Raw genomic sequence first — 10603 nt, forward strand, 5'->3', positions numbered from 1 at the left:
ATTGAACCTTTCCACTTTGAACCCAAAATCCTCATGCCTTTTTCGATCGCACAAGGCTCGGTACAAGCATCAATAACGCTCTTACGCCCTTTTTGGTCAACTTTAACTTTAGCTTTCATACAGCCCCTCGTCATTTAAAGAAGCTAAGTAACGTAGTTTATCGTCATTGATAATAAAAACGTCACTCATAGTTATTGAATATGCGTAGTTACCTAATGGCGAGCGTCTTACGGTATATTTTAGTTCCCTAGAGACTGAATGCAATAAGTATACTTTTAGTAACCTAGTTCATACCTAGCTGAAACAACTAACATGAAAGTCTCGATTAATAGACCGTACTATTAATTTTTCTTCGGCCCATTCGACTAACTTTTCTCGTCACCGGTATTTAATTTCACTTAACATGTCGTTAGGCATAGTTAAGATGATACTTCATAAAAAAACTCTAAATTTAATTCTGGGCCTGAAGCCATTTCTTCAATCTGCTTCCATAACAAAGGCAAATGAGCCTTAACGACTCCAGCCTTATATTTTTGGTACTCATCTGCATAATCTCCATCAGCCGCTTTAAGCCAATCTGAGGGTGTTAAGATCACTAGCCCTTTATGGAATAATAGTCATAGGATGTCTACTGAACGAGGTCCACTCCAATTAATGTCAGAATTACATTAAGATTGAATCCACTGATATTTCTTTGATTTTTCAGACAAGACTTTGATCGCCGATGTAATCCCTTAATTAGCAGTCTTATCAGGCAAGCTCTATACCTAAGATGAAGGCCTATTTGATCTACCATTACATTAAGTCATAGCAGATTGTTTTTTAGTGCGTTGTTCAATCCTAGCATCCCCCGAATAATAAACCTCATTCGATTGTAGTCCACCGGATACGTAGTTCTTCAGCGTTCAACAGGTGCTGGCTTATCACAATAAACACAACAAAAATATGAGGTTAGCTTAATGAACTGGTCCCCTTTTTCAATTGCAAGTTCAAACCGAAAAATCGACCCAACGCGTCGACGCGGCGCTTTTAAACCCGATGGTTCTCCCAATGAAAATGACCGAGTGGAAATAGGTCCAACGGATCTGGCCTTTAACGAGTGGGAAGCCTTGGGGCTGATAGCCCCAGACCTCACACGTATGCGTGAGTACCGTTTACAACGCATTGTAAATGAACTGCGAAAGCGTGACCTAGGTGGTATTCTACTGTTTGATCCGCTGAATATTCGTTACGCCACGGACTCTACCAATATGCAGCTGTGGATAACCCACAACTCTGCTCGCGCCTGCTTTGTTTCTGCCTCTGGCCATATCATTTTGTGGGATTTCCATAACTGTGATCACCTCACCGCTCACCTACCGCTAGTTAAGGAGCTGCGTGGTGGAGCTTCTTTCTTCTACTTTGAAACCGGTGATCGCACTACAGAACATGCCCGTCACTTTGCTCAAGAGATCGAGTCCATTTTAAAAGAGCATAGCGGCAATAACCGCCGCTTGGCGTTAGACAAGATCGAAATCGTAGGTCTGCGTGAGCTGGATCGTCTGAATATCGAAACCTTCGATGGTCAGGAAGTGATGGAACTGGCCCGCGCTATCAAAAACGAGGATGAGATTAACGCCATGCGTTGCTCGCTGGCTTCCACTGAAATTGCCATGGCTAAGATGCAGCAGGCTTCTGTACCAGGAGCTACCGAAAATGATATCTGGGCAGTATTGCATGCTGAAAATATTAAGCGTGGCGGCGAATGGATTGAATGCCGCTTATTGTCTTCCGGCCCACGCACAAACCCCTGGTTCCAGGAGTCGGGCCCGCGTGTTGTGCAAAACGGTGAACTGCTGGCTTTCGATACCGATCTGGTCGGCCCTTATGGTATCTGTGCCGATATCTCCCGTACCTGGATGATTGGTGATGCCGAGCCCACGGCAGAACAAAGACGCCTGTATCGAGTGGCCTATGACCATATCCAACACAATATGGAAATTCTGCGCCCAGGCATGACCTTTGAAGAGGTCACTCGTGCCGGTGTGCGCTTACCGGAAGAGTTCCGCGCGCAGCGCTATGGCGTGATGATGCACGGTGTGGGCCTATGTGATGAATATCCATCCATCCGTTACCCTGAAGATCTGGAAGGTCACGGTTACAGCGGCGTACTGGAACCCGGCATGGCGTTATGTGTAGAAGCCTACGTTGGCGCTGTTGGCGGCAAAGAGGGCGTTAAGCTGGAAGATCAGGTCATCATCACTGAAAACGGTTTTGAAAACCTGACCACCTACCCGTTTGAAGAGGCCCTGCTGAAATAAGCACTGTTTTCAGGCTTGTAACACTGTTTCAGATTTGTCTAAGCAGTTTACAGGCTTGAAACCTTGAGCGCTGGATGACATCCAGCGCCTTTCAACCACGGGATAGCAAGAAGCTACATGATCCTATCTCAGTGGTACTTCCCACAATCATAAAAGAAGTAACCTAATATGATCACTACAGAGAACAACTATAAGAAACGGGTCGCTGCAGTCTCCTGCGCTGTCCTGAGTATTCTGATCCTATTTGTCCTGGTCACCCCGGACATTGCTACAGCCCTGGTTAAACAGGCGCAGCATCTAATCGCAGTAAAGTTTGGCTGGTTTTACATGCTCAGTGTTGCAGGTTTTATGCTGGTACTGGCCTATTGCGGTATGAGTACTAAAATCGGTAACCTGCGTCTGGGGCAGGATCATGAACGTCCCGAGTTCAGTACCTTTGCCTGGGGGGCTATGCTGTTCTCCACCGGCATGGGCATTGGCCTGGTCTTTTTTGGTGTTGCCGAGCCTGTTATGCATTATCTGTCACCACCGGTGGCCGAAGCTAAAACGGCCCAGGCGATGGAGCAGGCCATGACCATTACTTTTTTTCACTGGGGTTTTAATGCCTGGGCAATCTACGCTATTGTGGCTTTAGTGATCTCTTATGCGGCTTATCGTAAAAACCTACCTATTGAGATGCGCTCTGCTCTCTACCCACTGATTGGCAAAAAAATCTACGGCCCTATCGGCGATTTTGTCGATTCCTTTGCCGTATTAGCAACTGTGATTGGTATTGTGACGCCGCTGGGTTTCGGTGTTATGCAGATCAACTCCGGCCTGAATTACCTGTTTGACGTGCCTAAAGGTGTCGGTGTACAGGTCGCTTTGATTATCGGTATTGGTATTGTGACCTGCTTGTCTCTGCTATTGGGTCTTAAAAAGGGCATCAAGCAGCTGTCGGTACTGAATATCAATGTGGCTATCGGCCTGATGATTTTTGTCCTGTTTGCAGGTAATACCTCAGATGTGCTTAACGCGACAGTCAATAGCATTGGAGATTACCTGAGCAATCTGGTACCTCTGACCTTTGAAACCTACTCGCAAACCAACCCTTCCTGGTTTGAAGGCTGGACTCTACTGTACTGGGCCTGGTGGATCGCCTTCGCTGCACCAACCGGTGTCTTTATTGCCCGTATCTCCCGTGGCAGAACCATTCGTGAGTTTGTCTTTGGCGTGCTGATTATCCCTGTCGCTTTCTCACTGGTTTGGTTATCCATCTTCGGTATTACCGCTCTGGATATGATTCATAATCAAGGGATCACTGAGCTGGCAACAGCCGTATCTGCAGACTCATCTACCGCTCTGTTTAAATTCTTTGAGCTGTTTGCAGGCGTTGAATTTATTAGCTACCTGGTACTGTTCTCAATCTTTGTCTTTTTTATCACCACAGCAGATTCGGGTACTCTGGTGATTAATATTCTGACGTCTCAGGATGGTGATCTGGCCCCCGTTTGGCAACGCATTTTCTGGGTGGTATCCGTATCTATCGTGACCATCCTGTTGCTGATGGTAGGTGGTATGGGTGCGATTCAGGCGGTCCTGATCATCCTGGGCTTCCCATTTGCGATTATCGTATCTGTGATGTGTGCTGGCTTTATCAAGGCGCTGATAGCGGAGAAACAGGATATGGATACCGATTCTGATAGTGACTCTGAGCCGATGCAACAGGAAGTATAGCCAGCACCTTAGCCCTCCCTCTAAAGTTCAGGCCTTAAACCGTTCTCAAAAAACTCAACCGTGTTCTGCTGGAAAGCAGAACACGGTCTGCCATCAAGCCAACTGCTCGTGCAGCCACTCTCTAAAAAAGATCACCTTGGATAATCCCTGCCGCTCCGGTGGAATATCCAGCCAGTAGCCGTAAGGGCCGCTCACCTCGATATCACTGAACTGAGCCAGTCGACCCTCTTCCAGTTCCCTGCTGATCATATGCTTCTCAATCACCGCAAAACCCGTGCCCGCTTTTAATGAACTGATGGCCTGATCCAGTGTACTAAACGACAGGCCTCGATCTGCGTCTACTTGTTGACGGAGCCCTGCTGCCTCCAGCCAGTCTCGCCATACCGGCAACCTTTCTCCTTCGTGCAATATGTGTAGCAAATTGCCTGCTTCCAGCGTCAGGTTTTGTGCCCTGTCGATCATATCCGGTAAACAAACAGGTACATGCTGCTCCAGAAAAAGCATCTCACTAAAGTGCTTGGGTTTCGCCATACGACCAAAGCGAATTTCACAGTCAAATAATACATGCTCACTAGGATGATCATAAACAGACACTTCCAGCTCAGGGAAGCGCTGATGGAACTCTGTTAAGCGCCTTGCTAACCAGCGTGTGGCCAGGGTGGGGGGGACCAGAATATTCAGCTTTTGCCGTAACTTGGGATCACGAATTTCAGTAACGGCAGTTTCGATTAAATCAAAGGACTGCTCAATCTTCTGCAGCAGCTGTCGACCTGAATCGGTCAGTTCCAGTTTGTGATGCATACGCACAAACAGGGGAACCCCCAGATAATCCTCCAAATGCTTGATCTGTCGGCTAACGGCACCCTGCGTCACATGCAGCTGCTTGGCTGCCATTGTAAAGCTGAGCTGTTTGCCAGCCACCTCAAAGACTCTTAACGCGGTTAAAGAAGGTAATTGTCGCATATTTTTTAAACCTAGAATGCCCTGAACATCACAAAATATTTTTATTCTACTTTCGCCCAAAAGCTTTATCTTACATAATCTTAAATCCACCAATTTTGAGCAATTGTGTGTTTTGAGTATAAGACGAACAGGTACAAAAAAAAGCGCCCTAGAGCGCTTTTTTCTGCTTGATTCAAAGGATACAGGTAACGTATTAGTCCCCGTAGTACACCCAAACGCCTTTGGTTTTGGTGTAGGAGGCTAGGGAGTGAATCGCCATCTCTTTGCCCCAGCCACTCTGTTTAAAGCCACCAAAAGGTGCGGCCAGGCCGTAACAGCCATAACGATTGATAAACAGCATACCGGCATCCAGTTGCTCAGCCACTTTGTGAGCACGGGAAACATCAGCTGTATACAGACCTGCAGCCAGACCGTACTCCGTTGAGTTCGCGATCTGTACCGCTTCTTCGGTGCTGTGGAAACGGATACAACTCAATACCGGGCCAAAGATCTCTTCCTGGGCGATACGGGCATCCGCCGGCACATCAGAGAAGATCGTTGGGCGGATATAGTACCCCTTAGCATTGTCGCCTTCGATATCGGCATAACCACCAGCAACCAGTTTGGCTTCGGTTTTACCAATCTCGATATACTCCATGATCTTATCGAACTGAACCTTATTACACTGCGGGCCCTGATCCACACCTTCAGTCAGTGGATCACCACACTTGATCGCTTCCGCTTTCTCAACCAGCTTTTCCACTACCGTATCGTAGATACTGTCGTGAATTAGGAAACGGGTTGGCTCAGAGCATTTCTCACCTTTGTGGGAGAACATCACGGTAAAGGCACGATCAACCGCACCGTCCAGATCCGGCGTATCTTCAAAGAAGATACAAGGTGACTTACCACCCAGCTCCAGGGTGGCCGCTTTCAGGTTAGAGGCGCCAGAATTCTGTACAATCTTACGACCCACACCTGTACTACCGGTGAACGAGATCTTGTGTACATTGTTGCTGATGGTCAGTTGATTGGCGTTAACACCGTCGGTAAGCAGCATATTCAGCACACCAGCAGGCAGATCCAGTTCGCTGTCGATAAGCTCCATCAGGTAGATCATGGTCAGCGGGGTATATTCAGACGGTTTGATAATCACCGTATTGCCCATGGCCAGAGCCGGAGCGATCTTCAGGCTCGCTTGATACAACGGGAAGTTCCACGGTGCGATCAGACCACAGACACCCACGGGCTCTTTCAGGGTGTAGTTCAGGAAACCGTCATCAACCGGAGAGGTTTCACCGTAAAACTTATCGGTCCAACCAGCATAATAATCAAAGATATCGGCACAGGTTGGGATATCATCAGCCATGGATTCTGCAAACAGCTTACCGTTTGGTAGGGTTTCCAACAGCGCCAGCTTTTCGACATTATTGCGGATCAGGTCAGCGATTTGACGCAGAGCATTAGCACGCTCGGTGCGGCTCATTTTCGACCAGGTACCCGCTTCGTGGTTCTGATTGGCAATCACAGCAGTTTGTTCAACCTGATCTGTATCCGCCATGGCAAAACGGCACAGTTCTTCACCATTGGTCGGATTACTGACCACCCAATCATCACTGTTACCGTCAACCCATTGACCATTGATGTACTGTTGTTTTGGTTGTTGCAGCCAGTCACGAGCCCAAGCCAGAGGAATATTATTTGTTGTCATGATGATTTCCTGTAGTCATAGATAAAAGGCAGAATGACTACTTAATTCAGGGTAGTGAATCGACTGCCACTCTGCCAAAAATGAACACAAGCATGTTATAAAGAGGTGCCCTCAGGCACAATTGACATTACTGAATGCCAACCCTGCAAAAAACTCATCCTATAAATTCAAGCGCCTATTTTAAGAGTAATGTGGCCTGTTCCGTATATGACTGAATTGCTATGGACTAGTCCAGATAAGCTAGAATCAGCTCCAAATCCCCTCCCGTTTCTTTATAAATACGTGAAGCAAACGAGTAACCCTTTTTCTGTTTCAAACGAATCAAGACGGGTATCAGAGTATTAATATTCTCTTGGTTGCGTTCCAGATTTGGACGTAAACCACTGACGCAATATTCGGTAAAAGCGCGAATACCGTTTTCCAAACAACTCATCGCATCCAGCAGATTGTGGATCACTACCGCCTGCCAAACATTCAGATCCAGCTCACCATGATCCTGGGTCATTTGCACGGAGTAACAGCGGCCACACACCTGCATACAACATTGCACCAGATACTCAGGAATGGTTGGATTGACCTTACCTGGCATGGCAGAGGAACCTGGTTGCACCGCAGGCAAATGCAGCTCGCCAAAACCGGTCGCAGGGCCTGATGACATCAAACGGAAATCCTTAGCGATCTTCAATAGACCACGGGCAAACAGATCCAGGCGATTGGCAACAGCAATCAGATCATCGTGGTTTTGTGACGCATCAAACAGGTTAGGATTATGCTCGTATTTTTCAGTACCCATCACCTGTTGTACCATCGGCATTACCTGAGCAAAAAACGCCTCTGAGCAGTCACCTTTACGGCCAATAATATTGCCACCCAGATTAATGCGATAAAGCGCTTCAACATCTTGATCCAACCGCTTTTGGTTACGCTCAATCAGACTGATATAACCACTAAAAAGATCGGCAAAACTGATCTCAACCGCATCCTGTAGACAGGTACGGGAAATTTTTTGTACGTGCTGCCACTGCTCAGCCTGTAGTAAAAATTCAGCTGACAAATCTTTAATTGCTACCTGTAAACCCTGCCACTGCTCAATTATTGCAAAGTGGCATGCTGTGGTGAGTGCATCGCTGGTGGAGTTATTCAGATTGATATCATCATTGGGATGGACCGGGCGGTAACTGCCCAACGGTTGCTGGAAGAAATCACGGTTAACCAGATTTGCCAGCACCTCATTAACATTCATATTGGTAGAGATACCACCGCCACCGTGACAAGCATGTACCGGGAATTGATCCAACGGAAGATTAGCCTCCAGATACTCAATACTGGCAATAATGGCATTCGCAACTTCAGAGGGGAGTTCATCGGTCTGTCGATTAGTGAGTGCCGCAATTTTTTTAACTGCCAGTATACCTCGAATCAGCTGAGGGTAATCCGATAACGGCTTTTCACCATTTAAGGGATAGAGATTAAGTGCCCGCTGAGTCTGACCTCCATAAAGTGCATTAGAGGGTACAAGAACAGGGCCAATAAGATCAATTTCTGTTCGCTCCCTGATGGTTTCAGTGGGTATCGATGTCACTACTTCAGTCATTCCGGTGTCCTTGATTAGAGGGGCAAAAACTCTATAAAAAAGATTTCATTAGTTTTGGACAAGAGATAAAAAGACAAAGGGGTATGCAAAAAAGTCATAAGAGTTTTTGAGAGGTCATCCACTGTTCATTTACCACCTAAAATGGTGTCCGGGTTTATTAGACCACTATATATATAAGAAAATAGATATAAAAAAGCCCCGCTCTGGCAGGGCTAAAGTACTGTCTTACAGCTTAGCAATCTGTAAGAGCAGTGAACACAAAAGGCTTAACAAGTCAGGTAAACTCCCAAACCCTTGCACGAGAGGGCTGAAAACAGAGATTTAACTGCCTTCACCTGGAGTTTACCGAGCTAATCACCATCAAGGGTTATAGCAAAAAATAACGCAGGGGTTGATCAGGCAAAATCTCCTTTAGCCGGACGGGCAGTGCGCGGAATACGCTTACCTGCGGTGTAGTCGTTAATCAGATCACATGGCGTGTAGTTGCGCTCCAGCTCATAAATTTCCTCTTCGGTCAGCTTGGTTTCCACCGCAGCCAGGGCACTATCAAACTGCTCTTTTGTATCAGCACCAACCAGCATAGAACTGATTTCCGGCTTGTTTAGCACCCAGGCCTGAGCGATCTGAGCAGGCAGTACACCACGGGCATCAGCCACCTTAGCAACAGAGTAAGAGATATCTTTTGACGCCTGATCGTTGTACATCTCTGCTGTGAAGAAATCGGTCTGATTACGGTTTGACTGCAGATCATTAGTCAGAATACCGCGCGCCAGCGGGCTGAAGACAGATACACCGATGCCCTGATCCATACAGAACGGAATCATCTCACGCTCTTCTTCACGGTAAGCACAGTTCAGCTGCAGCTGCATATTGATCGGACGCTGCCAGCCGTTTTTGTCGCACACCATCAGAATCTTCGCCAGCTGACCAGTGGTCATGGTCGAGATACCGATATAACGGGCTTTACCTGCCAGTACAATATCGTTCAGAGCACCCATGGTCTCTTCTACCGGCGTCTCGGTATCAAAATAATGCAGCATATAGATATCAACATAATCCATGCCCATACGGGTCAGAGAAGCATCGATCGCATCAAAAATATGCTTGCGGGAATGTCCCTGAGCGTTGATATCATCGCTCATGGCATAACCCACTTTTGTCGTGATAACCATCTCATCACGACGACCAATACGGCGCAGTACGTTACACACCACTTCTTCACCGGCACCTGCGGAATAAAAATCGGCCAGATCGATAAAGTTAACGCCGTTATCCAGAGCGTGACGGATAATCGGTTCGCTCTCCTTTTCGTCAAAGATCCAGGGCTTCCACTCTTTAGAGCCCATATTCATGGTTCCCAGACACAGACGGGATATTTTCAGGCCGGATTGGCCGAGACGTACGTATTGCATAGCGTTAATCCTGATTCTTGATTCTTGTTGTTACCGGTATAGCTACCTATTTAGTTACCGGCTCAAGCTAGCTTGGTTTAAAAAGCTTGTGTTTAAGCTCTGAAAGCAAGATTGACGCAGAGGGAAAAAAAAGAGAAACCAATAAAAATCACTGGGTCATTACATCAGGTAATGCCTGATATTGTTATGGAGAAACCTGGCCTCTACCCCCCATGTTAAGGCCCATAAATAAATCAGGGATGAGTTTTTGTCTGACCTGGCATTCCTATAAATCAATTGTCCGTTAATCAGGCTGTGTCAGCATTAAAGTGAGGTTTGGCCAGCTATCGCTACGGCCTTTCCCTGTCGCTAAAAGCCACGCTAAGTACAGTAAAAGAAATAATAAATAATCTGAGATAGAGGCTAGTCATGTCGATCAAAGCCCGACTTATCACATCACTATTCTGTGCGGTAATCATTCCTCTGTTAATGATCACCGTTCTGATAACACTGCAAATACGAGAAAACGCGCTTGGACAGTATCAGCAACAAGCACAAGCTTAGATCAAGCATATTGATAACGCTTTCAGCTTGTACCTGAATGGTTTAGCAGAAGACGCCCGCTACCTGACAGAGAGTCCCGCGATTAAACGCCTTACTGCTGATACCAACCACTATGTTGCAGAAGAAAAGCCCACATTTTCTCAGCTGGAAGGCAATATTGAAGCGGAAGCTTTTGCTCTGATGAACGCCTTTGGTGAGGCCCGACCAGATCTTGCCTATGTTTTCCTGGGGCTTGAAACCGGTACAGAAATTAGCAGGAAGCTATCAAACACTGTTTACCGCATTAGAACAGTGCTTTCTATAAGGAACCGAGATGACATATTCACAAAAACTCAAAGCGGGTGACGCTTTTCCTATATTAGAAGTAACAAAGCTTGATGGCACC

General features: G+C 46.7%; 8 protein-coding genes. 3 read left to right on the forward strand and 5 right to left on the reverse strand.

What is annotated here, in order from left to right:
• Window positions 1-419: 419 nt before the first annotated feature.
• Window positions 420-596 carry a hypothetical protein gene (locus ACN0T0_RS20050; RefSeq protein ID WP_417228584.1) on the reverse strand — a complete coding sequence of 59 codons (177 nt, stop codon included), beginning with the start codon at window positions 594-596 and terminating at the stop codon, window positions 420-422.
• A gap of 363 nt (window positions 597-959) precedes the next feature.
• On the opposite strand from ACN0T0_RS20050, the gene dddP reads away from it, so the two are divergent.
• Window positions 960-2300: a dimethylsulfonioproprionate lyase DddP gene (gene dddP, locus ACN0T0_RS20055; protein ID WP_417228586.1), complete on the forward strand. Its 1341-nt coding sequence runs from the start codon at window positions 960-962 to the stop codon at window positions 2298-2300.
• 168 nt (window positions 2301-2468) lie between these two features.
• Window positions 2469-4016, forward strand: a complete 1548-nt coding sequence (locus tag ACN0T0_RS20060; protein WP_417228588.1) for a BCCT family transporter — start codon at window positions 2469-2471, stop codon at window positions 4014-4016.
• A gap of 93 nt (window positions 4017-4109) precedes the next feature.
• Here the strand turns inward: ACN0T0_RS20060 and ACN0T0_RS20065 are convergent, their stop codons facing one another.
• The 4 genes from ACN0T0_RS20065 to ACN0T0_RS20080 all read right to left on the reverse strand — a co-directional run bounded on the left by ACN0T0_RS20065 (window position 4110) and on the right by ACN0T0_RS20080 (window position 9675).
• A complete protein-coding gene (locus tag ACN0T0_RS20065) occupies window positions 4110-4979 on the reverse strand; it encodes a LysR substrate-binding domain-containing protein (RefSeq protein ID WP_417228590.1) in 870 nt (289 codons plus the stop codon).
• 193 nt (window positions 4980-5172) lie between these two features.
• A complete protein-coding gene (locus ACN0T0_RS20070; protein WP_417228592.1) occupies window positions 5173-6669 on the reverse strand; it encodes an aldehyde dehydrogenase family protein in 1497 nt (498 codons plus the stop codon).
• Window positions 6670-6895: 226 nt separating this feature from the next.
• A complete protein-coding gene (locus ACN0T0_RS20075) occupies window positions 6896-8263 on the reverse strand; it encodes a lyase family protein (RefSeq protein ID WP_417228594.1) in 1368 nt (455 codons plus the stop codon).
• Between the two features lie 395 nt (window positions 8264-8658).
• Window positions 8659-9675: an aldo/keto reductase gene (locus tag ACN0T0_RS20080; RefSeq protein WP_417228596.1), complete on the reverse strand. Its 1017-nt coding sequence runs from the start codon at window positions 9673-9675 to the stop codon at window positions 8659-8661.
• 570 nt (window positions 9676-10245) lie between these two features.
• Here ACN0T0_RS20080 and ACN0T0_RS20085 point away from each other — a divergent pair.
• Window positions 10246-10563, forward strand: a complete 318-nt coding sequence (locus tag ACN0T0_RS20085) for a hypothetical protein (RefSeq protein WP_417228598.1) — start codon at window positions 10246-10248, stop codon at window positions 10561-10563.
• The last annotated feature ends 40 nt before the right edge of the window (window positions 10564-10603 follow it).

The organism is Amphritea sp., from assembly GCF_048266285.1.
Classification (GTDB): Bacteria; Pseudomonadota; Gammaproteobacteria; order Pseudomonadales; family Balneatricaceae; genus Amphritea.

Coding starts and splice junctions, on each gene's coding strand:
- dddP (WP_417228586.1), top strand. CDS start 960: ATGAACTGGTCCCCTTTTTCAATTGCAAGTTCAAACCGAAAAATCGAC.
- ACN0T0_RS20060 (WP_417228588.1), top strand. CDS start 2,469: ATGATCACTACAGAGAACAACTATAAGAAACGGGTCGCTGCAGTCTCC.
- ACN0T0_RS20065 (WP_417228590.1), bottom strand. CDS start 4,979: ATGCGACAATTACCTTCTTTAACCGCGTTAAGAGTCTTTGAGGTGGCT.
- ACN0T0_RS20070 (WP_417228592.1), bottom strand. CDS start 6,669: ATGACAACAAATAATATTCCTCTGGCTTGGGCTCGTGACTGGCTGCAA.
- ACN0T0_RS20075 (WP_417228594.1), bottom strand. CDS start 8,263: ATGACTGAAGTAGTGACATCGATACCCACTGAAACCATCAGGGAGCGA.
- ACN0T0_RS20080 (WP_417228596.1), bottom strand. CDS start 9,675: ATGCAATACGTACGTCTCGGCCAATCCGGCCTGAAAATATCCCGTCTG.